This window comes from Streptomyces sp. SID1328 (genome assembly GCF_009865595.1).
Taxonomy (GTDB): Bacteria; Actinomycetota; Actinomycetes; order Streptomycetales; family Streptomycetaceae; genus Streptomyces; species Streptomyces griseoluteus.
The window spans coordinates 1-25,702 of sequence record NZ_WWKH01000324.1; the positions used below are offsets into that span (position 1 = coordinate 1).

Consider the following 25,702-nt stretch of genomic DNA (forward strand, 5'->3'; position numbering starts at 1 on the left):
CCGCGCCGAAGCCGCGGCCAAACGCGCCCGCGCCGCCTCCGACGCCGCCCAGGCCGACAAACTTAAGGCCGACGCCGCAGTGAAAACCTCAACCAGCGCGGTTGCGGATGCCATCAATGCCTCCCGGGACGCCTCCACCGAGGCCAGGACCGCGGTCAAGCTCGCCGACGAGGCCGAGCAGCACGCCAAGGACGCCAAGACCCAGGCCGACGCCGCAAACAAGGAAGCCAGCAACGCACTGGCAGCCGCGGCGAAGGCCGCTGGCTACGCCCACGTCACCGCCCAGGCCGCCGCGGATGCTGGCAAGGCGGCCAAACAGGTCGCCAACCCCGCCAACGACGCCATCCAGCTCGGCTCGCCCTACGTCGACACCGACGCCACCGCCGGCCTTGTCGTCCTGACTGGGCAGGCATCCAAGTCCATCGCCGACCAGCAGCAGGCCGTCGCCGATGCCCACGCCACCAACGCCGCAGCCGAGGCCGAAGCCGCCAAGAACATCGCCGACCAGGCCAAGGGCGACGCTAAGGGGGCCTACCAGCACGCGGCCAACGCCGCCCAATACGCCGCCGATGCCCGCACCTACTCCAAGCAGGCCCTCGGCTACGCCGCCGACGCCGCCAAAGCAGCGTCCGCAGCCGCGGCATCACTGGCACGCACCATCGACTACGACCGGCAGGCCACTACCGACGCCGCAGCCGCCGACAAGGCAGCCGACAACGCCGAGGGCTACGCCAAGGACGCCCGCGACAGCGCCGACGCTGCCGAACTCGACGCCTCCGCCGCCCGCTCCGCAGCCGCTCAGGCCGAACAGGACGCCAAGGACGCCCGCGCCGCCGCCGACCGCGCCGACACAGCCGCCACCGAAGCCGAACAAGCCGCCAAGGACGCCGACAAGTACGCCAAGGAAGCCCAGCAGGCAGCCACGGAAGCGGAGGCAGCGGAAGCCAGCAAGAACGTCAAGAACGGCTCGGGTACCGGCGTCGGCGGGGTCTTCTCCGTTATCGACGAGATCAGACAGCGCGGAGAGCCCGAGCGCCTCCCCAACGAATGCCATGACGTCATCGTCTGCGACAAGCTGGTGTACCTCGCGCACTTCGACGCGGTGGTCAGCTTCTATCTGTGCGCGAACCCCGACGTACCCGCCACCCCGGCCGGCTGCCCCTCCGACGACACATATTTCCTGAAGACGGTCACCGTTAAGGACCAGACCAAGACGGTCAAGATCTACACGTGGGACGCGACCGCCGATGTCTGGAAGGGGATCGCCAAGTCGATTGAGGGTGATTTCACCGGCTGCTATCACAAGGTCTTCGGCGGCGGTGAGGGCAGCGCGGGCGACTGCTTCTGGGTCGCGACGTGGCTCCCGCTCGGCGGCCCCATCGGCAAGGTCGCCGAGGCTATCCGCGCTGTGGACGCGGCCATGCGAACCGGTATCGGCGTCGCCGACGCGATGAAGGCACTGCGTGTGCTCGACGTCGACGCGGAGGCGTTGGCGAGCATCGAGCGGTCGGTGAACGCCTACGAGGAATCACGCATGGCGTGCCAGCCCAACAGCTTCCCCGGCGCCACGCATGTGTTGATGGCCGACGGTGAGACCAAGGAGATCAAGGACGTCAGGGTGGGTGACGCGGTCCTCGCCACCGAACCCGGCAGCGGCCGGACCGAAGGCCGCGCTGTCACCGACACCGTCTACACGCCTGACGACACTGACTTCGCCGACATCACGATCGACGCCGGCCGGTCACGGATCACAGTCACCCAGCACCACCCGTTCTGGTCGCCCAGCGCCCACCGATGGATCGACGCCGGCGATCTCAAACCCGGCCAGACGCTGCGCACCAGCAGCGGTGACACCGTCGCCGTTATACGCGTCCACCGCTATCAGCGGCTCCACTCCGCCTACAACCTCAGCGTCGCCGACATCCACACCTACTACGTGCTGGCCGGGGCCACGCCGGTACTCGTGCACAATACGTTCTGCCCGGTCGGCTTTGCCGACCTGGGCGGCGGCAACCTTGAGTCGCCTGGCGGGCTGATCTACGGGGCCGATAGGAAGTTCGGCAACAAGATCGACCATGTGCTCGCCCATACGGTGCCCGATGCCTCCAGAGCGACCCACACGGTGTTCGTCGAGAAGGACCCCGGCAAGGTGCTCGCCCTGGTGGACGAGGCGTGGGCCATGCAGAGCAAGGCGATAAAGGACCCCGCGGACGCCTTCAGATTCGTCTTTCCGATGGGAAGAACGATCGGGACCAGGGGCGAGAAGTATCTCCAGATCGCGGTCAATCCGCAGACCAAGGAGATCCTGAGCGCCTATCCGGTGGCTGCGCCGTAGCGACCCGCGCCGTGTCATAGATGAACGAGCACAGCGGGACCCGTCCGATGCTGGACGGGTCCCGCACCTGACAAGCGTGAGGCAGAGTGATTCCACCATGCACAACGACATGACTCAACGGATCAAGGAACTGCTGGACAGTGAGTTCTCGGCGTCCGCACTCGGCGAAGAGATCCGTCGCCGCGTTTCGTCCGGAGACTTCGAGTGGGCGACGCTGCTCGGCGCGGAGCTCGCCCGGCGGGCCACCCGCGAAGACGAGGACTCCTCCGAAGACGCCTTCCTGCTAGACCGGTTGCAGACAGCCCTCGCCGCGACCGCGGGGCAGCGGAGCCTGCGCGCTTTGATGCGCTTGCCGAGCTGTCTGCCCACTGGAGGACCGGCACAGGTCAGGGCGGAGCGGCGTCTGGCGCAGCTGGTGGCCTTGGGGCAGCGGCCTGAGGACATCGTCTCGGTCGTCTACGACGAGGAGGCGGGCATCGCAGCGTCGGACGAGTTCAAGGCATGCCTGCTACAGGAACTGGTGCTCGAAGGCGTCGCGGTCCCGGAGTACCCTCTTCTGCGGTCCTTTGGTGAGGCGCTCGTGACGCAGCAGCATCCGCTTGCACCCCTGCCCCTCCGCCTGCTGCCCACGGAACGCGCGCTGCTCAGACCGGCGAACGCCCCGCGCGACTGGACGTGGACTCTGCCTCCCGCGACGGTGGAGAAGCACAGCGACCGACCCGAACTCCATGTCTCAGCTGAGATGCGGAGGCGCAGCGCCGATTTCGATCCGGCAGACGTCACCGTGGCCGAGGCGGCCGAGGCCATGGGCGCCGCGGTGCGGCACTGGCGCGAGGAGTCCAACGGCACGATCGCCGCTCAGGAGTTCTGGTGCACGTCCTCTGTACCGGCGGACGACTTCGCGGCCGTCTTCGAGCGGCTACCGCTGACTCCGTGGCCGGGGAAAGAACAGAAGGCCCGGCTACATTCGGCCACCTCGGACAGGGTGCTGCGGGTGCTTCTCACTGCGGCCGTGCGCAGCTCCGCCTACGGCAGCGGCATGTTCGGTGCTTACGGACGGCTCGCTGTCTGGCGCACGCTCGGCGGCCTGGTTGGCGCCGCCCCGGACGCTTCGTTCGAGGACACGGCGATGCTGGTGGAGCAGGCGCACTGGTTCATCGCCGACCCTTCGTCGGACTGGTTCCACCAGGTGGCCTGGGACCTTGCCGTGGCCGTTTTGCGACCAGGCGGACAGTACATCGCGGTCCTCGCCGCCACGGATACCGACTGATACCAGGCCTCGGAAGAGGTCCCTCGCCCACCGGAGGCCCTTTGGGCTCGGCGAGGAGGGGGCTTCCCTTGAGGTTGCGCCGTGTGTGCTGAGTGGGACCAGACTTGTGTGGCTGACTGGCTGTTCTCTATCCGTCCGTGTGGTCGGAGGGGTTCGAACAAGGGCCTGGTTCGGGTGAGTCGGCCGGTGCAGATGCATGGAAGAAGGGCCTCTTGGTTGCTCGCGGTTGTCGAATCCAGCGAGAAGCAAGAGGCCCTGTTGTCGAAGTGTCGCGTGGTCTTGGTCGCCGAGTCCAGTTCGTCCACTCCTGGGTGTGAGTGCCTCGCCTATCGGTTCAGGAACGCGGCCGCCCGGCCGGAGCGCCGGCCCCGAATCGACTCGGACATGAGCGATGCGGAGTGGGCACTGGTGCGCGATCTGCTGCCGGTGCCTGGATGGCTGGCAGGCCGGGGCGGCCGGCCGGAGGGCTACTGCCACCGGCAGATGATCGATGCCGTGCGCTACCTCCTCGACAACGGCATCAAGTGGCGGGCGATGCCCGCCGACTTCCCGCCGTGGGACCGGGTCTAGGCCTTCTTCGTCCGCTGGCGGGGTTCGGGGCTGGTGGCCGAACTGCATGACCGGCCGCGCGAGACCGTCCGCACAGCTGAGGGTCGAAGTCCGAAGCCAACCGCAGGCATCGTGGATTCGCAGTCGGTGAAGGCGGACGCCACCGTTACCCACGCCTCACGGGGCTTCGACGCCGGGAAGAAAATCAACGGGCGCAAGCGGCACCTGCTCCCCGACACCCTGGGACTGCTTCTGGCCGTGCTGGTCACGCCGGCGTCCACGACCGACCGGGACGCCGCCCGCAGCCTGCTGCCCGCGGCGAAGAATCATCTCCGGCGGCTGGTGCGGGTCTGGGCCGACGGCGGTTAAACCGGCCACCTCACCGATTGGACCGTCCAGCACCCTGGAGTCGTCCTCGACATCGTCAGCCGCAGCGACGACGTCAGCGGCTCCTGGCTTCTCCTCAACCAGCCAGTCCCGCTCCACGAGCCGTTTCAGCCGCGCCCGCGCTCCCTCGATACGGGAGGCGGAAGCGCTGTCCCAGCCCAGCACCACCACCGCCTGCCGGGCACCCACAACGGCAGGGCCAAGAGCCACGGCATCGACATCTCCGACCCCACCAAGCGGCTCGCCCACGGCCGGGTCACGCAGACCATCCTGCTCGGGCTGATGATCTGCAGCATCAACCTGCACATCCTCTTCACCCGGCAGCAGACCACCGGAGCCCGAGCGACCGCGACCACTCATGAAGTCATCGCCTCCATCGCCGGACCAGCCGCGCAACCACCCGACGTGTCCGGCCTGCCTCCACCCAACGGTCCGAAGACCCGCACGACACCTGAGACGCCGGCACCACACACGGGGATCACGCACGCCCGTCGCAAAAGGCCTCACGCACCCGGACCACTCCGAAACTTCAGGCCGACGGCCGCGAGGCAACCGCTCCCGGCACCGAACCCGTTCGGAAAACATCTCGAACAGACCCCGGAAACGCCGAGATTCGCCCGATCAATCAGATCGGACGGGATCTCGTGAACTCTTCCTGCGCGAACTCAAGAACAGTCGCAAAGGTGGCCGTCGGTGCCTTGGATGCTCATGGGTGTTCATGAGCGCCGGGATCTGGGCTAGTACGTGGCGTCTTACGCGGGTGACTCGGGGGCGGGGCTGCTCAGGGTTGCAGCCTCTTCACCATGACCGCATACACCGGGGAGTCTGCGAAGGGCTGCTGCTCGCCCACCTTCTCGTAGCCCCAAGTCTCGTACAGATCCTGCACCTTCGGGTGCGTCACGTCGACCAGGAGCACCGCTACATCTTCGCTGCGTTCCTTCAGCAGGGCTTCGTGGAGTCGCTCCGAGATCCCCTGCTTCCGCCACCGCGGGCGCACCATGACCTCGGAGACGGCGTAGGTGGCGATGGACCCGTTGTTCGGCGCGAACGCGGTGGAACGCCACCACTCACGACCTGGCTGGAGCGGGGCGCCGTACGCGAAGCCGGTCGGCTCATCGCCGTCGAAAGCGACGACGCAGGAGAAGCCGTCCATCCCTGACCAGTGATCGACGAACCACGGGAATCGCTGGTTGAACTCGTCGTCCATCGCATCGGCGTAGGCGTCGGCGTGCACATCGATGAGCATCTGCCTGAAGTCCTCTGGGAGGCTTCCCTGTCCGTAATGCCGCAGGTCGATCACCCTGGTCACGCTCGACTCCATTCATCTCGCATTCGGTCTGCCCAGTCGCGGGCGTACGTCGTTGACGGCGCCAGCCGGAACAGGTCTCGGTGGAAGTCTCCGATCAAGGTGCGCATACGCCCAGGCAGGGGTGCACCATCCATGATCGTGAAGACGGTAGCCGCGGTCGCCGTGGCCTGCTCGGGCTCTCCCTGGCGAAGTTGTGCCAGCCCGAGCTGGCAGGTCGCCAGCGCCCGGTTGCGCTGGAACTCCGCCGGGATCTTGGCCAGGGCTCGGTGCGCCATCGCCTCGGCTTCAGCGGGCTCCCCGTTGTGGTTGAGGATGATCGCCGCGAGGTGGTTGAGTTCGGCCGGCCCGTAGAACGCGGTCCATCGGGGACGCTCGTCCTCGGCCGCCTTGTGGAAGGCCTCCTGTGCTGTGCCCAGAGCACGCCGAGCGGCCCGGAGATCGCCCAGCGACGAGTGAGCCAGAGCGAGGCGGACGCGGCCCATGGAGCCGAAGAAGGGGTCCCTACGGGCGGCCGGGGAGGCGTTGGCCGCCTGCGCTGCCGCAAGCTGTTCCGGCCAGTTCTTGCGCTGATAGGCGAGCATGGCCATGTTGACCCACACACGCATGCCGGTGGGAGGGTCCTGCGAGAGGCCGGCGAACGTGGACGACTCATGCAGGTACGCCTGCGCCGTAGCCAGGTCGCGGAGGTCGATGCACGACCAGGCGGCGATGGTGGTGAACTCGGCCGCCAGTGCGTACAGGGCGCGGCGTACACGTTCGCTGGCGTTCCGCTGTTGAAGCTCCAGCACCTTGGCGCGAGCTTCGAGGGCTGCGGTCGCCAGGGAGGCGTGCCCTCCTTGCCGGTTGTCGGCCTCCACGAACTCGTTCACGCTGGCCGAGGCGCGGGCTACGTCCGTCATGCCTACTGACCGACGTTGCTTGACGATCGGGACGGCTGCGGCTGCCGTTCCGGTGGTGGAAACGATGAAGTCGCGACGCCGCACGGGGCCCTCCGAGTGATGTTGCATTGAGCTGGGGGCGTTGAACCCTAAGTCCGCCACGGGGCAGCCGAACACATGCTCAAGTGCCGCGCAAGTGCGGCCGATTGGACGTCGACTTGATCCGTTGAGCAGGTTCCGGACCGTTCTGGAAGAGATTTCGCCGGGTCGGCCGGTGATCTCCTGCAGCGCAGAGTTCAACCGAGCCGCCAACTCCTCCTGAGTGATGCCAAGTTGATCTAATCGGCTCTGAAGGGCGAGATTCACTCCCATGCACCGAACGTAGTACCACCGTCACTCTGATGCCCAGACCTCAGGTAATAGGAACGCAAAGTCTTCCGGTCGGTCGGTGTGCACAAAGCCAGGACTCTTCCTGTTGCGCACCGCTCGTCACTCGTTGACTGGTCATAGGTCGCTGAGTCGAGTTCGGCGCGGCGGCACGGAGGAAAGCCCAGCCCTACCTCACTCGTCAGGACCGGGCACCCCAAGCCGGAGGGAAAGACCTCGTGACCATGACCGTCGCTAAACCGAATGCGATCGGAGCCCCGGGCTACACCGCGGAGCTGCCCTGCGTCCGTGAGTCCGCGAGCCACGCTCGCGATCTCGTCTCCAATGCGCTGGCAGCTTGGGGCATGGACGACGACATGGCCGACTGCGGACGCATCATTGTTACCGAACTGCTGGCCAACGCCGTCGAGCACACCGAGACCCCCGTCTCGAAGATCACCATCGAGCGCCGGAGCAACGGCGCCGTCTGCATTGGAGTCTCCGACCGGTCGCACGGCGTCCCGCACCTGAAGACGGCAGCACTGAACGCTGAGAGTGGCCGGGGGACAAGGAAGAGACCGGCGGCGCGGTCGGCGGCAAACGCTGGATCCTGTCACCGGCCGCTCTCGGCCCGCTTCCTCGCCGTATTGCCAACGCCCACGCCCCTCGGCCGTGTCGAATGCGACGACGTCTCATGGGCGCTCGGCTTCCAGCGCGGCCCGCCCCTCAAGCGGCGTCTACCAGCCGACATCACCCGTGATGGTGACTGGCTCGGCTGCTTGCCCTCCGCCTGAGACATTCGGACGGCCTGCAAGGAAGGTCGAGAAGACGATCACGTGCGGGACGAATGTGCCGACGCGGCAGGTTTCAGTCCCATGTCGGCCCAGGGGGCCAGCAGTTCCTGACACCAGGTGACTTCTGCGGGTCGCCCCTGCACCCGGGCCGTGTATAGGCTGGCCGCGCAGCTGGTTCGCCCTGTCCGCCAGGCAGGCGCGTCGTAAGAGGGAACCCGGTGGGAATCCGGGACTGCCCCGCAGCGGTGAGCGGGAACGACCGCCGTCATACGCACTGGGCCTGGAAGTGACGGGCTTGGGAAGCGACGGCCAGTAGGTGCCTCGTGGAAGAACGAGGCGTGCCCGTGAGTCCGAAGACCTGCCACTGCCCGCGCGCGGACCGCCGTGCGCGGAGATCCCGGTGACCTCGTGGGCGGGTCGGCGTACATATCAGGCGGTCACGCGTGCCGTGGCTCGTCCGGTCTGTCATCCCTTCGCGCTCGCACACCCCGGTCTCCGGGGTCTCTCTCGTCCAGAGCTCGCGAAGGAGAGTTTCGTGACAGCCAAGTCCGCAGTCGCGGCCGTACGGGCCACCGTCCACGGTTATCCCCGGCAGGGACCCGACCGGGAACTGAAGAAGGCGATCGAGGGTTATTGGAAGGGCCGGGTCACTGCCGATGCCCTCCGGGAGACGGCCGCCGACATCCGCCGCGCCAACTGGGGGCAGCTGGCCGAGGCCGGCCTCCACGAGGTCCCGACCGGTGACTTCTCGTACTACGACCATGTCCTCGACACCAGCGTCATGGTCGGCGCGATCCCCGCCCGGCATCGCGGCGCCGTCGACGCCGACGCCCTCGACGGGTACTTCGCCATGGCCCGCGGCACCCAGGAATGTGCGCCGCTGGAGATGACGAAGTGGTTCGACACCAACTACCACTACCTCGTGCCGGAGCTGGGTCCGGACACCGTGTTCGCCGCCGACTCGACAAAGCAGGTCAGTGAGCTGCGGGAAGCCCTGGCGCTGGGGCTCGCTGCCCGGCCCGTCCTGGTCGGCCCGGTCACCTATCTGCTGCTCGCCAAGCCCGCCCCCGACGCCCCCGCCGGCTTCGACCCGCTCACTCTTCTCGACCGGCTGCTCCCGGTGTACGGCGAGGTCCTCGCCGACCTGCGGGCGGCCGGCGCCGAGTGGGTGCAGCTCGACGAGCCCGCCCTGGTCCAGGACCACACCCCGGCCGAGCTGAACGCCACCGCCCGCGCCTACCGCGATCTGGGCGGCCTCACCGACCGGCCACGGCTGTTGGTCGCCTCCTATTTCGACCGGCTCGGCGAGGCACTCCCCGTGCTGGCCAAGGCCTCCATCGAGGGGCTCGCCCTCGATTTCACCGGACCGGCTGCCGCCAACCTGGACGCCCTGGCCGCCGTGGGCGGACTGCCCGGCAAGCGCCTGATCGCCGGGGTCGTCAGCGGCCGCAACATCTGGGTCAACGACCTCTCCACGTCCCTCGCAACCCTCGGCACCCTGCTCGGGCTGGCCGAACGGGTCGACGTCGCCGCCTCCTGCTCGCTCCTCCACGTCCCGCTGGACGCTTCTGCCGAGCGGGACATCGAGCCGCAGATCCTGCGCTGGCTGGCCTTCGCCAGGCAGAAGACCGCCGAGATCGCCACCCTCTCCAAGGGCCTCGCCCAGGGCACCGACGCCATCGCCGCCGAACTGGCCGCCAACCGCGCCGACCTGACCTCCCGGGCGGGTTCACCGATCACCCACGACCCTGCCGTCCGCGCACGCACGGCGGCCGTCACCGCGTTCGACGCACGCCGCTCCTATCCCTACCGGCAACGCGCCGCCGCCCAACGCGCCCACCTGGAGCTGCCGTTGCTGCCTACGACGACCATCGGCTCCTTCCCGCAGACCGGTGAATTGCGCACCGCCCGCGCCGACCTGCGCGCTGGCCGGATCGAACCGGCCGAATACGAGGAGCGCATCAGGACCGAGATCCAGGAGGTGATCTCCTTCCAGGAGAAGACCGGCATCGACGTCCTCGTACACGGCGAGGCCGAACGCAACGACATGGTCCAGCACTTCGCCGAACAGCTCACCGGCTACCTCGCCACCCGGCACGGCTGGGTCCAGTCCTACGGCACCCGCTACGTGCGTCCGCCGATCCTGGCCGGCGACATCTCCCGCCCCGGGCCGATGACCGTGCGCTGGACGTCGTACGCCCAGTCCCTCACCACCAAGCCGGTCAAGGGCATGCTCACCGGACCGGTCACCATGCTCGCCTGGTCCTTCGTCCGCGACGACCAGCCCCTCGGCGAGACCGCCCGCCAGGTCGCCCTCGCCCTGCGCGACGAGGTGAACGACCTGGAGACGGCCGGGACTTCCGTCATCCAGGTCGACGAGCCCGCGCTGCGCGAGACGCTGCCGCTGCGGACCGCCGATCGCCCGCACTATCTGGCCTGGGCTACGGAGGCGTTCCGGCTCACCACCGGCGGCGTCCGGCCGGACACCCAGATCCACACGCACATGTGCTACGCCGAGTTCGGCGACATCGTCCAGGCGATCGACGACCTCGACGCCGACGTCATCAGCCTGGAGGCGGCCCGCTCGCACATGCAGGTCGCCCGGGAACTGGCGGCGCACGGCTATCCGCGGGAGGCCGGGCCGGGTGTGTACGACATCCACTCCCCGCGCGTGCCGAGCACGGAGGAGGCCGCCGACCTGCTGCGCCTCGGCCTCAAGGCCATCCCCGCCGAACGCCTGTGGGTCAACCCCGACTGCGGCCTGAAGACCCGCGGCTGGCCCGAGGTCCGGGCCTCCCTGGAGCACCTGGTCGCAGCCGCGAGGGAGGTGCGCCGGGAAGTGTCCGGGGACTGACAGAGACGGCGGACTGTCGGCCGACCGATCCGGGTAGCCCTTATTGCAATTCAGATGCAACAGCTTGAGATCATCAATAAGGGTGTGAGGTTCATGACGGTCAACCGGATACGGACAGCCGCCTCGACGGCGGCGATACTCACGGGTGTCGCCGCCTGCTCGGCCCCCGGCAGCAGCACGGGAAGCGGCGACGCAGCCGACTCCGTCGTGATCGGGGTGGCCTCAGAGCCGGACACGCTCAGTCCGCTGCTCGGATACGGCAAGGACGGCAACTCGAAGATCTTCGACGGCCTCCTCGCCCGCGATGCCGGCCTGAAGCTGAGACCGGCACTGGTGAAGGCTCTTCCCGAGGTCGCCGCCGACGGCCTCACCTACACCTACACCCTGCGCGACGGCGTGAAGTTCAGCGACGGCAAGCCGCTGACCTCCACCGACGTCGTCTTCACGTACGACACGATCCTCGACGCGAAGACCAACAACACCAACCGCAGCGAACTGGACGCCATCAAGGACGTGCGGGCGGACGGCGGCGACAAGGAGGGCACGATCCGGGAGCACGTCCGCAAGGGCGGACATTGGCGCGACTCGGTCGTACACGCGATCCTTGACCGCGAGTGGGCCGCAGTGCCCGCTGGGCCCACCTGCCCGTCCGCAAAGAGAGCGGCTGGGCCCGGCGAGCAGTAGTTGGCTTCCCGGCCACGGCTCCGGTTCAGGCAGCTTGGGGCATTCGGCTCAAGGTCCGCGGCGTTCGACCACAACGGCTTCCTCATCCTGCCGGGGCCCTTACCCACGACGCCCATCGCGCCCACGCCACCGCATGTCTCCTGGCCGGTGACCGGACGCTGGGCCGCGTCCGCTCGATCAACGGTAAGGACGGTTTGCCCTTGGTCGTCGACCTGGGGGATGTAGACGGTGTTGCACGCCGGAGGACGAGGGCACACCGCGTCGCAGCCGTAGCCCGGAGTGTGCGCGGGAGTGGCGGGATCCCGAAGATCAGCGGTTCTACGCCTACAACTACTTCAGACAGCATCCCGAGACGCTCATCAACTGGTTCGACACCCATCGCACCGTCCCCTTGTGGTCACACCAGCCCGGCCAGATCGTGGTTGAGTGCGACGACGTTGACGCGTCCTGACCCAGGAAGCCCAGAACACGTCCCCGGACGTGCCGGGCCACCAAGGCCTTGACCTTGGCTGGGGCGAGATGGCGGGCCTTCGCGACGCGGGCCACCTGTTCGTGGGCGTACGCCGGGGAGATCGCAGGGTCGAGCCCGGAACCGCTGGCGGTGACGGCGTCCGCGGGGACCAGATATCCCAAGGCCGACTCGCCCGAATACGCCTGCCAGTTGGTGTTGGTGACGAAGGAGGCCGCGGTGTTGAACGACAGGTCAGCGGGGACCGGCTTCATCCCCAAGGACAGCAGGAGATGGTTCTGCAGGCGCAGGAACGCGTACAGGAACAGCACCGAGACCGCGGAGAAGGCCAGAACACTCCGAAGGTAGGCCGACCACCTCTGGTCCGCGTCGCCGTTCACTCCCCCTGCCCGGTAGACCAGGCGTTCGGCCCGCCCGTGGTGAGGGGTGGTCAGGACACGGGCCATGTAGTCGCCCAGTGGGCGAAACGAGAGACAGAGCGCGACCACCAGGGCGAGCACCTGGAGCCAGCCCGCGAGAGTGTCGTTCACCGGGGCTGTCTCCTAGAACCTCTCGGGGAAGATCAGGCACACGACCAGATAGATCACGAGACAGGCCGCGACGATCAGGCCGACGATGTTCTCCACGCTCACAAGCGCCCGACTCCCTTGGAGGCAAGGCCGAGGAGGGCGAACACCACGACTGTGAGCGCGATGTATACGACGTCCGACATGCGCGAGGCACCCCGCAGAGTCATCAGGGGCGGAGCTGTGCGATACGCCCTGTTGGAAGATGAAGTTGGTACGTTTTGACGCTATATCAGTCGACTTCGGTAAAGCGTTGACGCTGGGTGGGCCGACGGGGTGATGGTGGAGTGCCGGCGATCACCCGTCGCGGTCGGATCTCGCGCCGCCGCCGGGTGCACAGCTGGGAAGAGTGAGCGTCACCGAGAAGACCGGCCCGTCGTCGGTCGTCTCCAGGGTCCCGTCCATGGCCTCGGTCAGATCACGCGAAAGCCGCAGCGTCAGGCTGTCCGCCCTACAGGTACGCGGTGCTCGGGGGGCCGGCGTGCTCGATTCGGTGTCCTGCTCACGCATCCCGTCCTCCACCCGGATCACCAGGCTGCCGCCCCGGACCCGGGCGCAGAAGACGGGGGGCCGGTCCGGTGGGCTGTGACGCAGTGCGTCGGCCCCGAGAGCGGTGAGAGCGCGAGTGAGGAGGGCGGCATCGGCGATCACGTCGGGCAGTTGTTCCGGCAGGCGCAGCACGATCGAGTGGCCACCGGGTCCGAGATCGTCCATGGCAGCGCCCAGCACCTCGTCCAGGTCGACCGGGCGCAGGTAGAGATCGAGTGCCCCGGCGTGCAGACGGCTCAGATCGTCGAGATCGGTGACCAGCTGTGCCGCGCGGTGCACGGCCGCGCGGGCGGTGTCCAGCAACTGCTCCTCTTGCGGGGTGGGCTCGTCTGCGGATCGGCCCGGCAACCGCAGGAGCGCTCTTTCGGCCGTACGGAGCGGAGCACGCAGATCGCGGCCTGCCGCGAGAAGCAGGGATGCCCGGGTGCGTTCGGTCCCGGCGACGGTGTCCGTGTCCCCGCGATACCCGGCGATCCGCCCTCGGGCATGGGCAAGCCCCAGTTCGGCGGCGCATGCGGCGAGGACTCGTTGGTCCTCCGTGCTCAGTCCGGAACCGCGAGCCGCCAGCGTGAGAGTGTCGTCGACCGGGCTTTCCACATCCGCCTCATAGGGCCTTTCCGGTGGCCGCTCCCCGGCGCTGGCGACCACGTACCAGCGGGGCGCGGGGGATGCTTCCGGGGCCCTTTCGAGCAGGCTGACCGCGCTGAGGCCGAAGTTCTCCCGGATCTGCTCGACGAGCGCCGGAAGATCCTGGCCACGCATGACGGCGGCGGCCAGGCGGCTCAGCGCCCTCGCCTCCGATGTCACGCGTGCCGCCTGGCGCGTACGCTGCGCGGCCGTCCCCGCTGCCGTGCCGACGAGAGCGGCCGTGGCGATGAAGACCACGAGCGCGGTGATCTCGTCGGCACGCTCCACGGCCAGCGAGTGCACCGGAGCGGTGAAGTAGTAATCGGCGAGCAACGCCGCGGCGACGGCTGCCGGCAGAGCGGCGTAGAGCCCACCGACCATGCCGACCACGACAACGGCGAGCAGATAGATCACCAGGTCACTGGCGAGACTGAGGTGGCCCCGCAGCGCGATCAACAGCAGCGTCAGTACGGGCAGCAGCATCACGGCGCCGGCCAGCGCGGACCAGTACCGTCTCGGGCCCATGCCGCGGCTCGGACGCGGAAGCCTCGGCGCGACTGAACCGGCTGCCTCCTCATGGGTGACGATGTGCACGTCGATGGGGCCGGACCCCTTGATCGTCCGCGCTCCCACGCCTGCGCGCAGGAAGGAGGCGAGACGGCCGTGCCGGCTTGCGCCCAGCACGATCTGGGTAACGTTCTCCGCCTCGGCGAACTGGAGCAGGGTGGCGACGACGTCCTCACCCGTGGTCTGGTGGTAGCTGCCGCCGAGCGACTCGACAAGGGTGCGCTGGGTGTCCAGCACGCCCGGGTCGACTGGAGTGAGCCCGTCCTCCGGGACCACATGGAGGGCCAGCAGTTCGGAACCGGGTGTACGAGCGCTGATCCGCGCGGCGCGGCGGACGAGGGTCTCGCCCTCCGGTCCCCCGCTCAGCGCCACCAGGATCCGCTCCCGGGTCTCCCAGGGGGTTGATATGCCGTGTTCGGCCCGGTAGCGCTGCAGCCCCTCCTCCACTCGGTCGGCCAGCCACAGCAGGGCGAGTTCGCGTAGTGCGGTGAGGTTGCCGACCCGGAAGTAGTGGGTGAGGGCGGATTCGACGCGGTCCGGCGGGTAGACGTCGCCGTGCACCATGCGGCGGCGCAGCACCTCGGGCGGCAGGTCCACCAGTTCGATCTGCTCGGCGCGGCGCGCCACCGCGTCGGGCAGCGTCTCGCACTGTCTGACCCCGGTGATCTGCCGGACCAGGTCATTGAGAGATTCCAGGTGCTGGACGTTGAGCGTGGTGACGACATCGACACCGGCGGCCAGGAGCTCCTCCACGTCCTGCCACCGCTTGGCGTTCCGGGTCCCCGGAACGTTGGAGTGGGCCAGTTCGTCGACCAGCGCGACCTGGGGGCGGCGACCCAGTACGGCGTCGAGATCCATCTCGGTGAAAGCCGCACCGCGATGGATCAGGGTGCACCGGGGGATCGTCTCCAGCCCCTCGGCCATGGCAGCGGTCGGCCGGCGCCCATGCGGCTCGACGAAGCCCACGACCACATCCGCGCCCAGTGAACGTAGCCGCTGCCCCTCCGCGAGCATCGCGTACGTCTTTCCCACCCCGGGGGCGGCCCCGAGGTAGATCCGCAACCGTCCACGTGCCACCGACGGACTCCTGCCAGGTCACCCCCATGTCACATGTGCGCCCTACCATGGTGCGCCCATCCGGGTCGCTGCACGCGCCGACACCGGCCTCGTGCCGGCCGGGACCCCTCAGGGGACCGAGTCCGAATGCCCCCAAGTGCGTCATGGTGCCCACACGGTCGTGGCGTTCTCCCTCAGGCGTCAAAAGAGAGGCCGCCCCGCTCGGGTACTGGGGCATGCCGTGCCGGCTCGCGCTGCGCACCGGCCGGGTCCGGGCCCCTCGAAGTCGTCACAGGCTCAGCCGGTAGGGCAGGACGCAGACGACGACGTCGGTACGGGCCCTCAGCGCGGCGGCCAGCAGGAGGCCGCGCTGGTTCTGCAGGATCTGGTAGCGGCGGTGGATCGGTTCGGCCTCGGGGATGAGGACGGCGATCTGCCGTCCTGACTCCGCCGCCCGCTGGACGTAGTCGACGACGGGCTGCACGAGCGAGCGCTGTGGGCTGTCGATGATGTCGAGACGTACGCCGGGGCTCCAGCGGGCCCAGCTCTCCTCCAGTGACCGCACCCTCTTCGGGTCGCTGTGGACGGCGACCGCGACGACCTCGTCGCCGAGGGCACGGGCGGCCGTCAGCGCGTGCTGGGTGAGCTTGCTGACCTCGCCGACCGGCACGATGACGAGGGAGTCGGTGAGCCGCCGCACCGGCGGCGGTACCTCGCCCAGCCCGAGTTCCAGGCCGACGGCCGTGTAGTAGCGCTGGATGCGGGCGAACAGCAGCATGAGCAGCGGCACCGCGACGACCACGACCCACGCGCCTTCGAGGAACTTGGTGGCCAGCAGGACCACTCCCGCCACCGTGGTCAGCACCGCGCCGACCCCGTTGAGCACCGCACGACGCAGCCAGCCGGGCGGCCGCTGCCGGGCCCAGTGCCGTACGAGTCCGATCTGGCTGATGGTGAAGCCGATGAACACGCCGATCGCGAACAGCGGGATCATGCGGTGGGTGTCCGCGTTCACGGCGATCAGCAGCAGCGCCGCGAGCACGGCCAGCGCCACCACGCCCCACCGATAGACGGGCCGTTCGGTGCGCAGACCGAAGAGATGCGGCAGCCGGTGATCCTTGGCCAGCAGGCTCATCAGCACGGGCAGGCCGCCGAAGCTGGTGTTGGCGGCGAAGCCGAGCGCCACAGTGACGATGAGGTTGGTCGCGTAGTACGGCCAACCCGTCCCGTAAGCACCCGCCGTCAGCTGGGCGAGAACGGTCACTCCCCCGCGAGGAGCCACGTGGTCGCGGCGGATCAGGACGGCCAGCCCGATCAGCATCAGTCCGAGCAGGGCGCCCAGCATCAGCTCGGTACGCTGCGCCCGCTTGACCCGCGGTTCACGGAAGGCGGGAACACCGTTGGCGATGGCCTCCACCCCGGTCAGCGCGGAGCAGCCGGAGGAGAACGCCTTCAGGAGCAGCAGCAGCCCCAACGCCTCGGTGGCGTGGACGGGCTGGGCATGCCCGACGATCGCCGCGGGGTGGTCGCGCAGCAGTCCGAGCACGATGATGCCGAGGATGCTCACGATGAACAGCACGGTGGGCAGCATCAGCACCTGCGCGCTCTCGGCCACACCCCGCAGATTCACCGCCGTCAGCAGCGCGAGCCCGATGAGACACACGGCGAGCAGATGGGAGCCGAGCGCGGGGAAGGCGGAGGCGAGACTGGTCGCTCCCGCCGCCAGGCTGACGGTCACAGTCAGCACGTAGTCGACGACAAGGCTGGCCGCCGCGAGGTAGCTCGTCCTCGGCCCGAGATCCTTCTTCGCCACGGCGTAGGCGCCGCCGCCCTCCGGATGGGCGGCGATCACCTGTCCGTACGAGACGACGAGCACAGCCAGCAGGGCGGCGATCACCAGCGTCACCGGCAGAGTCGCGGTCAGCGCCCCGGTGCCGGCGGCGATCAGCACGAGCACGATCGCCTCGGGGCCGTACGCGACCGAGCTCAGCGCGTCCAGGGACAGCGCTGCGAGTCCTTCGAGGCTGGTCAGGTGGTGCCGCTCGCCCTCTCCTGGCCGCAGCGGGACTCTCGGCCGCAGTTCGCGGCGGGCCAGGCCGTACGCCATGAGTGACCTCGCGGTACAGGGGGTGGGGCTGTTCGAGGTCAGTGTGACGGGACCACCGGGCCGCAGGGCGTCAAAGACGCGCCAGGGCCGGAGGCGGCTTCTCCGAAACCCGGTCAGACGCCTTCGTCGACGGCCAGGCCGGTGTTATCGGCCATGTGGTGGGCATGTCGATGCCTCTCTCAGGCGATCCGCAACGCAGGGATCTCGGATGTGATCGGCGTGACCGACGTGAGAGCCGGGGCCGTGCGGGTCCACCGTGACGGTGGTGACGCCGAGCGGGGTGGTCAGTGCTCGCAGGGCGGGCTCGGCGAGGCGGACCCACGCCTGGCCGGGGCCGAGCATGGCGATCAGCCGGTGCTCGGAGGTGAAGCCGACCGCCGTACGGGCGCCGAGCGGTGTGCGGAAGAGCCGGGCCGCACACCCGGAGGGGCCCGGCCGGACCGGGACGTACAGGGGTCCGGCCGGGAACCGATCGGTGGGTTCGGGGTCGTCCGCGCAGAGGAGTTCGGTCACGGGTGCCTCCCGAAGGGCATGTGTGGTGCACGGGGGCGCAGGGATCTGAAATGCCCCGGACGCGGGGAGGCGGTCCGGGGCTCACCGTCGACGTTATGCCCGGTGTCCTGGGGACACGGGCGTGCCCTGACGGGATGCTGACGGCGATCGATACGACCTTGACGGGATGCTGACGCGCCTGGTCAGAGGGCATGGATAGGGCCGTCAGAAGGGCGCCAAAAACGGGCGTAAGGACTGTTCGAAAGCCTCGGAGCGGAGTGAGATGGAAGCGGTTCCGAGGAGGATCGCCGGCCCGGGAAACTCCGGTCGGCGTGTGCAGAACGGTGATAGCGATATCCGAATCCCGCCCGCCCACAGCAGCCCGCGTCGTGGTGGGAGTGAGCGGCTCACTGGGCAGTCTCACCGCTCTCGGCCGGGCCGCCGACGAGGCCAGGAACCGGAGGGCCGAACTCTGGCCCGTGCTGGCCTGGGAACCGCCTGGCGGGGACCTGGCCGCCCGCAGGTCCCCGGCCTCGGCCGCCCTGATACCGGCGTGGGAGCGAACGGCGCGGGAAAGGCTTGTCGGGGCGCTGCGTGAGGTGTTCGGCGGCTCGGACACCGGCCTGCCCGGTCAGGCGCTCATCGCGCGAGGCGCTCCGGGACCGGCGCTGGTGCAGATCGCCGACCGGGAGGGCGACATCCTCGTGGTCGGTGCCGGACGGCGGAACCGGGTGTACCGGGCGCTGTCGCCGTCGGTCGGCCGCCACTGTCTCGCCCATGCCGCCTGCACCGTCCTCGCGGTGCCGCCCTCCCCGTTGCAGGCCGCGCTGGCGGCCGTGCGCCGCCGCCACACCTGGCGGTTGCGGCTGGACACCGGAGACCTGCGAAGGGAGTTCGAGACCGCGCCGCCCGACGCCTGAGGCGCTCAGGGCATGGCCGCCGCCGACAGGTCCGGCCGCTCCGGACGCCGCTGCGGTGCCGTCGGCACGGCGAGCACCATGGTGAGCCCACCGCCCGGCGTGTCCTCGGCATGCAGCGTGCCGCCGACGGCCTCGGCGAAGCCGCGTGCGACGGCCAGACCGAGGCCGACGCCGACACCTCGGGGCGAGTCGCCGTACCGCTGGAAGGGTTCGAAGATCCGGTCCTTGGCCTCGTCCGGGACCCCCGGACCCCGGTCGACGACCCGCACCTCCACCCGGTCGGCGAGGGCGCTCGCAGACACCAGGACCCGCTCCCCCGGCGGGCTGTACTTGACGGCGTTCTCGACGACGTTGGCGACGGCCCGCTCCAGCAGCCCCCGGTCGACGTACACCATGGGCAGGGTCTCGGGGATGTCCAGTTCCACACTGCCCTCGGGCACCCCGCCGAGCGCCATGGGAACGACCTCGTCGAGGTCGCTCTCGCGGATGATCGGTGTCACTGTGCTGGTCTGCAGGCGGGACATGTCCAACAGGTTTCCCACCAGGTGGTCGAGCCGGTCCGCGCCTTCCTCGATCGCGGCCAGCAACTCCGCCCGGTCCTCCTCGGACCACTCGACGTCGTCGGAGCGGAGCGAGGTGACGGATGCCTTGATACCGGCGAGCGGGGTGCGCAGGTCGTGGCTGACGGCGGCGAGCAGCGCGGTCCGGATGCGGTTGCCCTCGGCCAGTTCCTTGGCCCGGCCGGCCTCGCGCAGCAGTCGCTGGCGGTCCAGGACGACCGCGGCCTGCGCGGCGAACGCTGCGAGCACCCGCCGGTCGACGGCCGGCAGTACCCGGCCGCGCAGGGACAGGGCCATGTGGTCGCCGACCGGTACGTCGACGTCCGCGTCCTCCGGGACCTCCGCGGGCTCGGGCCCCACACTCCCGGCGCAGGTCCAGGAAGCCGTCCCGCCGGTCCGCTCCAGCAGCGCCACCGACTCCATGCCGAAGGTCTCGCGCACCCTCTCCAGCAGCGCCTCCAGCGTGGTCTCGCCGCGCAGGACGTTCCCCGCGAGGAAGGACAGGATCTCCGACTCGGCCCGCAGCCGGGCCGCCTGGTGGGTGCGCCGGGCCGCGAGGTCCACCACCGAGGCCACGGACACGGCGACGCCGACGAAGATCGCGATGGCGACGATGTTCTTCGGGTCGGCGATCGTCAGGGTGTGAACGGGCGGGGTGAAGTACCAGTTGAGCAGCAGGGAGCCCGCCAGGGCGGAGGCCAGCGCGGGGAAGAGCCCGCCGAGCAGGGCCGCTGCCACCGTCAGAGCCAGGAACAGCAGCATGTCGTTGGCGAGGCCGACCTCCGGAGTGACGCTGGTGAGGAGCCAGGTCAGGAGGGCGGGGCCGGCCACGCCGGCGAGCCAGCCCCAGATGACCCGAGCCCGTCCGAGCCGCGCTCCGCGTGCCACCGGCAACCGGCCCTTGCCGACCTCGTCGTGCGTGATGAGGTGGACGTCCAGATCGGGACCGGACTGGCGGGCGACCGTGGCGCCGACGCCGGGCCCGAAGACGTACTGCCAGCTCCTGCGGCGCGAGACGCCGAGGACGATCTGGGTGGCGTTCACCCCGCGGGCGAAGTCGAGCAGGGCGGCCGGTACGTCGTCACCGACGACGTGGTGGAAGGTGCCGCCCAGGTCCTCGACCAGCGTGCGCTGGACGGCCAGTTCCCTCGGAGACGCGGCGGTGAGGCCGTCGCTGCGGGAGATGTAGACGGCCAGCACCTCGCCGCCCGCGCCCTTCTCCGCCAGGCGTGCGGCACGCCGTATCAGGGTGCTTCCCTCCGGGCCGCCGGTCAGACCGACGACGATCCGCTCCCTCGAGCCCCAGATCGTGGAGACCCGGTGCTCGCTGCGGTACTCATTGAGGTACTCGTCGACCCGGTCGGCCACCCACAGCAGCGCCAGCTCCCGGAGCGCGGTCAGGTTGCCGGGCCGGAAGTAGTTGGCGAGGGCGGCGTCGACCTTGTCCGGCTTGTAGATGTTGCCGTGTGCCATCCGGCGGCGCAGTGCCTGGGGCGACATGTCGACCAGCTCGATCTGGTCGGCGCGCCGCACGACCTCGTCCGGGACGGTTTCCTGCTGCCGGATGCCGGTGATCGACTCGACCACATCGCCCAGCGACTCCAGGTGCTGGATGTTGACGGTCGAGACCACGTCGACGCCGGCCGCGAGCAGCTCCTCGACGTCCTGCCAGCGCTTGGCGTTGCGCGAGCCGGGGATGTTGGTGTGCGGCAGTTCGTCCACCAGGGCCACCTGGGGGCGGCGCGCGAGGACGGCGTCCACGTCCATCTCGGTGAACCTACTCCCCCGGTACTCGATCTCCTTGCGCGGCACCTGCTCCAGGCCGTGCAGCATCACCTCGGTGCGAGGCCGGTGGTGGTGTTCCACGACGGCGACGACGCAGTCGGTGCCCCGCTCGATGCGGCGGTGTGCCTCAGCCAGCATCGCGTAGGTCTTGCCGACGCCGGGTGCCGCGCCGAGGTAGATCCGGAGCTTTCCGCGTGCCATGTCATTCCTCGAAGCGGTAGCCCATGCCGGGCTCGGTGATCAGATAGCGGGGGTGGGAGGGATCGGTCTCGAGTTTGCGGCGAAGCTGGGCCATGTAGACCCGCAGGTAGTTGGTCTTGGTGCTCTGGGAGACGCCCCAGACTTCGTGGAGGAGGTGTTTCTGGGTGATCAGCCGGCCGGGGTTGGTCACCAGGATCTCCAGCAGGTGCCATTCGGTCGGCGTCAGCCGGACCTCCTTCCCCTCCCGAAGAACCTTCTTGGCGAGCAGGTCGATACTGAAGTGCTCCGTTTCGACCAGCGTCGTCTCGGGGACGAGCGGTGTGTCCTCGGTGCGGCGGACGGCGGCCCGCAGCCGTGCCAGCAGTTCGTCCATGCTGAACGGTTTGGTGATGTAGTCGTCGGCGCCGGCGTCCAGCGCGGCCACTTTCTCGTCGGACGCCTGCCGCGCGGACAGCACCATGATCGGTACGCGGGTCCAGCCGCGGAGCGCCTTGATGACGTCGACGCCGTCCATGTCGGGCAGGCCGAGGTCGAGCAGCACCACGTCGGGCTGGCGCGCGGCGGCGAGTCGGAGGGCCGTGGCACCGTCCGGGGCAGCATCCACGCCGTATTGGCGTGCCTGCAAGTTGATGACGAGGGCCCGTACGAGTTGCGGGTCGTCCTCCACCACGAGCACCCGGGTCATAGGGTGTGTCTCTCCTGTCGTGCGTCGGGCCGTGGGCGCCGGAAGCGGAGCGACCGACTTCATGGCTGCGGGAGCCGGCGGAACCGGGATGCCTCCCGGACCGCCGGCCCCCTTCGTGGGTCGCGTAAGGCCATCACTGCTTCGCTACGAGGTCCTTGAGCGCGATGTTCAACTCCAGGACGCTCACGCGGGGTTCACCGATGAAGCCCAGGGCGCGGCCAGTGGTGTGGTCCTTGACCAGCTTCTCCACCGCGGCGACGGACAGGCCGTTCTTCGCGGCGACCCGGTGGGCCTGGAGTGCGGCGTAGGCCGGCGAGATGTCCGGGTCCAGGCCGGAGCCGGAGGAGGTCACCGCCTCCGCCGGGACGTCTGACGGCTTGACCGTGTAGCCGGGCACCGAGTTGTCCTTGACGACGGCAGCCTGGGCGGCGAGGACCTGGGCGCAGAGCGAGCCCTCCTCGGACTTGGCGGTGCACGTGCCGTGGACGGCCCCGCTGTCGGCCGCGAGGTTGGTGGCGCCGGACAGGATCAGCTTGTACTGCGTGTTGACGCTGTTGCTGCCGAGGCCGTTCGCCGGGCGGCCCTGGAACCACTTCAGGTCCGGTTCAGGGGTCTCCTGCCCCTTCTTCAGCGGCAGGTTGTACGACTGCCCGATCAGGGCCGAGCCGACGACGTGGCCGTCCGCCTTGATCTCGGAGCCGTTCGCCTTGTTGCCGAACAGCCCCTGGGCGATGCCGGTGACGACCAGCGGGTAGATGACGCCGGTCACCAGGGTCATCACGAGCACGGCGCGCAGGCCCGCCCCGAGCAACCGGGCTGTGTTGGTTACGGAGTTGTTCATGGCGTTCAGCCGATCCCGGGAATGAGGGAGATGATCAGGTCGATGATCTTGATGCCGACGAAGGGGGCGATCAGGCCGCCGATGCCGTAGATGCCGAGGTTGCGGCGGAGCATCTTGTCGGCGCTGACGGGCTTGTACTGCACGCCCTTCAGGGACAGCGGCACCAGCGCGATGATGATCAGTGCGTTGAAGATGACGGCCGACAGGATCGCGGAGTCGGGCGAGGACAGCTGCATGATGTTCAGCTTGTCCAGGCCCGGGTAGACCGCCGCGAACAGCGCCGGGATGATCGCGAAGTACTTCGCGACGTCGTTGGCGATGGAGAACGTCGTCAACGCACCGCGAGTGATGAGGAGTTGCTTGCCGATCTCCACGATCTCGATGAGCTTGGTCGGGTTGGAGTCGAGGTCGACCATGTTGCCGGCCTCCTTGGCTGCCGACGTACCCGTGTTCATCGCGACACCGACGTCCGCCTGGGCCAGCGCGGGCGCGTCGTTCGTGCCGTCACCGGTCATCGCGACGAGCTTGCCGCCGGCCTGCTCCCGCTTGATGAGGGCCATCTTGTCCTCGGGGGTGGCCTCGGCGAGGAAGTCGTCGACGCCCGCCTCCTCGGCGATCGCCTTCGCGGTCAGCGGGTTGTCACCGGTGATCATGACCGTCTTGATGCCCATGCGGCGCAGTTCCTCGAACCGCTCGCGCATGCCCTGCTTGACGACGTCCTTGAGGTGGATGACGCCCAGGATCCGGGCGCCGTTTGCGTCCTCGACGGCGACGAGCAGCGGGGTACCGCCGGCCTCCGAGATCCCGTTGGCCAGGGTGTCCGCGTCGTCCGAGACCGTGCCGCCCCGCTCCTTGACCCAGGCGATGACCGAGCCGGCGGCACCCTTGCGGATCTTGCGGCCGTCCACGTCGACGCCCGACATTCGGGTCTGGGCGGTGAAGGCGATCCACTCGGCGTGCGCCAGCTCGCCCTGGTGGCGTTCGCGCAGCCCGTACTTCTCCTTCGCCAGGACGACGATGGAGCGGCCCTCGGGCGTCTCGTCGGCCAGCGAGGACAACTGGGCGGCGTCGGCGACCTCGGCCTCGGTGGTGCCGTGCACCGGCACGAACTCCGACGCCTGGCGGTTGCCGAGGGTGATGGTGCCGGTCTTGTCGAGCAGCAGCGTGGAGACGTCACCGGCGGCCTCGACGGCACGCCCGGACATGGCGAGCACGTTGCGCTGCACCAGGCGGTCCATGCCCGCGATGCCGATCGCGGAAAGCAGCGCGCCGATCGTGGTGGGTATCAGGCAGACCAGCAGGGCCACCAGCACGACCATCGTCAGATGCGTGCCCGCGTAGTCCGCGAACGGCGGCAGCGTCGCCACCGCGAGAAGGAACACGATCGTCAGCGACGCCAGCAGGATGTTCAGGGCGATCTCGTTCGGCGTCTTCTGCCGGGCGGCGCCCTCGACGAGGCTGATCATCCGGTCGATGAAGGTCTCGCCCGGCTTCGTCGTGATCTTGATGACGATACGGTCGGACAGCACCTTCGTACCGCCCGTCACGGCGGAGCGGTCGCCGCCGGACTCGCGGATGACGGGCGCCGACTCACCGGTGATCGCGGACTCGTCGACGGAGGCGACGCCCTCGACGACGTCACCGTCGCCGGGGATGATGTCGCCGGCCTCGCACACCACGAGGTCGCCGATCGTCAACTCGGTGCCGGGCACCTGTTCTTCGCGTTCGCCGACCAGCCGACGCGCGACCGTGTCGGTCTTGGCCTTGCGCAGCGTGTCCGCCTGGGCCTTGCCGCGGCCCTCGGCGACCGCCTCCGCCAGGTTGGCGAAGATCACCGTCAGCCACAGCCACGCGCTGATCGCCCAGCCGAACCAGTCACCAGGGTCCTTGAAGGAGAACACCGTGGTCAGCACCGAGCCGATCCACACCACGAACATCACGGGCGACTTGACCATCACCCGCGGGTCGAGCTTGCGGAAGGCGTCCGGCAGCGACTTGATGAGCTGCGTGGGGTCGAACAGACCCGCGCCGACCTTTCCTTCGTCCTTGTGACCGGTCGGCACGTCCTGGTGCGGCGCCCGGGTCGGAGTGGGTGTGGACATCGAGTCCTCGTGGTTTTCTATGCGGGTGGTCATGACGCCAGCCCCTCAGCCAGCGGGCCCAGCGCCAGGGCCGGGAAGTAGGTCAGACCGGTGATGATGAGGATCGCGCCCACCAACAGACCGGTGAACAGGGGCTTCTCGGTGCGCAGGGTGCCGGCCGTGACCGGGATCGGCTTCTGCTCGGCGAGCGAGCCGGCCAGCGCCAGGACGAACACCATCGGCAGGAAGCGGCCGAACAGCATCGCGAGCCCGGTCATCGTGTTGAACCAGTCGGTGTTCGCGTTCAGACCGGCGAAAGCCGAGCCGTTGTTGTTCGCCGCGGAGGTGAAGGCGTACAGCACCTCGGAGAACCCGTGCGCGCCGGAGTTGAGCATGGAGTTCGGCGGGGTCGGCAGCGCCATGGAGGCCGCGGCGAAGACCAGCACGAGCGTCGGCGTGATCAGGATGTACGCGGCGGCGAGCTTCATCTCCCGCGCGCCGATCTTCTTGCCCAGGTACTCAGGCGTACGGCCCACCATCAGACCGGCGATGAACACCGCGATGACCGCCATGATGAGCATGCCGTAGAGGCCGGAGCCGGTGCCGCCGGGCGCGATCTCGCCCAGCATCATGCCGAGCATCGTGATCCCGCCGCCGAGTCCGGTGAAGGAGGAGTGGAAGGAGTCCACCGCCCCGGTCGAGGTGAGCGTGGTCGACACCGCGAAGATCGACGACCCGCCGACGCCGAAGCGGACCTCCTTGCCCTCCAT

General features: G+C 69.0%; 19 protein-coding genes, 2 pseudogenes and 1 riboswitch. Of the genes and pseudogenes, 8 read left to right on the top strand and 13 right to left on the bottom strand.

Translation table 11 applies throughout. The features are described 5' to 3' along the window. The 4 genes from GT030_RS37080 to GT030_RS09320 all read left to right on the top strand — a co-directional run. Positions 1–2,335: polymorphic toxin-type HINT domain-containing protein (locus GT030_RS37080; RefSeq protein ID WP_272920674.1), on the top strand; the 2,335-nt coding region annotated here is incomplete at its 5' end. 97 nt (positions 2,336–2,432) lie between these two features. Then, entirely contained in the window at positions 2,433–3,605 is a 1,173-nt protein-coding gene (locus tag GT030_RS09310; RefSeq protein ID WP_161200681.1) for a DUF6183 family protein, read from the top strand. Positions 3,606–3,989: 384 nt separating this feature from the next. Next, the gene (locus GT030_RS36285) at positions 3,990–4,175 is read left to right on the top strand and encodes a transposase (RefSeq protein ID WP_237522285.1); all 186 of its coding nucleotides are present in this window, start codon (positions 3,990–3,992) and stop codon (positions 4,173–4,175) included. A 126-nt stretch (positions 4,176–4,301) separates the two neighbouring features. Next, positions 4,302–4,523, top strand: coding sequence for a transposase (locus GT030_RS09320; protein WP_346009600.1), 222 nt, complete (start codon positions 4,302–4,304; stop codon positions 4,521–4,523). Between the two features lie 799 nt (positions 4,524–5,322). On the opposite strand, the gene GT030_RS09325 is transcribed toward GT030_RS09320, so the two are convergent. Both GT030_RS09325 and GT030_RS09330 read right to left on the bottom strand, forming a co-directional pair. Then, on the bottom strand, positions 5,323–5,850 hold the full coding sequence (locus GT030_RS09325; RefSeq protein WP_161200683.1) for a GNAT family N-acetyltransferase: 528 nt from the start codon (positions 5,848–5,850) through the stop codon (positions 5,323–5,325). Then, positions 5,847–7,100 carry a helix-turn-helix transcriptional regulator gene (locus GT030_RS09330; RefSeq protein ID WP_161200684.1) on the bottom strand — a complete coding sequence of 418 codons (1,254 nt, stop codon included), beginning with the start codon at positions 7,098–7,100 and terminating at the stop codon, positions 5,847–5,849. The genes GT030_RS09325 and GT030_RS09330 overlap by 4 nt, the downstream gene beginning before the upstream one ends. 239 nt (positions 7,101–7,339) lie before the next feature. Here GT030_RS09330 and GT030_RS09335 point away from each other — a divergent pair, with 239 nt between their 5' ends. From GT030_RS09335 to GT030_RS09345, 3 genes and pseudogenes are all read left to right on the top strand, one after another. Beyond that, positions 7,340–7,888, top strand: coding sequence for an ATP-binding protein (locus tag GT030_RS09335; protein ID WP_161200694.1), 549 nt, complete (start codon positions 7,340–7,342; stop codon positions 7,886–7,888). Positions 7,889–8,060: 172 nt separating this feature from the next. Next, positions 8,061–8,252, top strand: a riboswitch (cobalamin riboswitch). Between the two features lie 171 nt (positions 8,253–8,423). Further along, the gene (gene metE / locus GT030_RS09340) at positions 8,424–10,742 is read left to right on the top strand and encodes a 5-methyltetrahydropteroyltriglutamate--homocysteine S-methyltransferase (RefSeq protein WP_161200685.1); all 2,319 of its coding nucleotides are present in this window, start codon (positions 8,424–8,426) and stop codon (positions 10,740–10,742) included. Positions 10,743–10,835: 93 nt separating this feature from the next. Continuing rightward, a pseudogene (locus tag GT030_RS09345) lies at positions 10,836–11,276 on the top strand (ABC transporter substrate-binding protein); the annotation flags it as partial. A 480-nt stretch (positions 11,277–11,756) separates the two neighbouring features. Here GT030_RS09345 and GT030_RS36290 read toward each other — a convergent pair. From GT030_RS36290 to GT030_RS09370, 6 genes and pseudogenes are all read right to left on the bottom strand, one after another. Beyond that, on the bottom strand, positions 11,757–12,059 hold the full coding sequence (locus GT030_RS36290; RefSeq protein WP_237522288.1) for a potassium-transporting ATPase subunit C: 303 nt from the start codon (positions 12,057–12,059) through the stop codon (positions 11,757–11,759). Then, a pseudogene (locus tag GT030_RS36295) lies at positions 12,048–12,425 on the bottom strand (potassium-transporting ATPase subunit KdpA); the annotation flags it as partial. The pseudogene GT030_RS36295 and the gene GT030_RS36290, both read right to left, overlap by 12 nt. A 12-nt stretch (positions 12,426–12,437) precedes the next feature. Next, positions 12,438–12,527, bottom strand: coding sequence for a K(+)-transporting ATPase subunit F (gene kdpF / locus GT030_RS09355; RefSeq protein WP_161200687.1), 90 nt, complete (start codon positions 12,525–12,527; stop codon positions 12,438–12,440). Between the two features lie 231 nt (positions 12,528–12,758). Continuing rightward, positions 12,759–15,281 (bottom strand): DUF4118 domain-containing protein, encoded by a 2,523-nt coding sequence (locus tag GT030_RS09360; protein ID WP_161200688.1) that lies wholly within the window; start codon positions 15,279–15,281, stop codon positions 12,759–12,761. Between the two features lie 268 nt (positions 15,282–15,549). Then, positions 15,550–17,367 (bottom strand): APC family permease, encoded by a 1,818-nt coding sequence (locus GT030_RS09365; RefSeq protein ID WP_161200689.1) that lies wholly within the window; start codon positions 17,365–17,367, stop codon positions 15,550–15,552. 144 nt (positions 17,368–17,511) lie between these two features. Continuing rightward, entirely contained in the window at positions 17,512–17,880 is a 369-nt protein-coding gene (locus GT030_RS09370; protein ID WP_346009599.1) for an SAV_915 family protein, read from the bottom strand. A gap of 332 nt (positions 17,881–18,212) precedes the next feature. Between GT030_RS09370 and GT030_RS09375 the strand changes: the two genes are divergently transcribed. After that, positions 18,213–18,779 carry a universal stress protein gene (locus tag GT030_RS09375; RefSeq protein WP_161200695.1) on the top strand — a complete coding sequence of 189 codons (567 nt, stop codon included), beginning with the start codon at positions 18,213–18,215 and terminating at the stop codon, positions 18,777–18,779. A 5-nt stretch (positions 18,780–18,784) separates the two neighbouring features. On the opposite strand, the gene GT030_RS09380 is transcribed toward GT030_RS09375, so the two are convergent. From GT030_RS09380 to GT030_RS09400, 5 genes are all read right to left on the bottom strand, one after another. Beyond that, positions 18,785–21,325: a sensor histidine kinase KdpD gene (locus GT030_RS09380; RefSeq protein WP_161200690.1), complete on the bottom strand. Its 2,541-nt coding sequence runs from the start codon at positions 21,323–21,325 to the stop codon at positions 18,785–18,787. A 1-nt stretch (position 21,326) separates the two neighbouring features. Then, positions 21,327–22,010 carry a response regulator gene (locus GT030_RS09385; RefSeq protein ID WP_161200691.1) on the bottom strand — a complete coding sequence of 228 codons (684 nt, stop codon included), beginning with the start codon at positions 22,008–22,010 and terminating at the stop codon, positions 21,327–21,329. A gap of 133 nt (positions 22,011–22,143) precedes the next feature. Beyond that, positions 22,144–22,851 carry a potassium-transporting ATPase subunit C gene (locus GT030_RS09390; RefSeq protein WP_161200692.1) on the bottom strand — a complete coding sequence of 236 codons (708 nt, stop codon included), beginning with the start codon at positions 22,849–22,851 and terminating at the stop codon, positions 22,144–22,146. Positions 22,852–22,856: 5 nt separating this feature from the next. Further along, the gene (kdpB, locus tag GT030_RS09395; RefSeq protein WP_202459895.1) at positions 22,857–24,986 is read right to left on the bottom strand and encodes a potassium-transporting ATPase subunit KdpB; all 2,130 of its coding nucleotides are present in this window, start codon (positions 24,984–24,986) and stop codon (positions 22,857–22,859) included. Further along, a partial coding sequence (locus tag GT030_RS09400; protein WP_202459896.1) for a potassium-transporting ATPase subunit KdpA occupies positions 24,983–25,702 on the bottom strand: 720 nt, incomplete at its 5' end. The genes GT030_RS09400 and kdpB, both read right to left, overlap by 4 nt.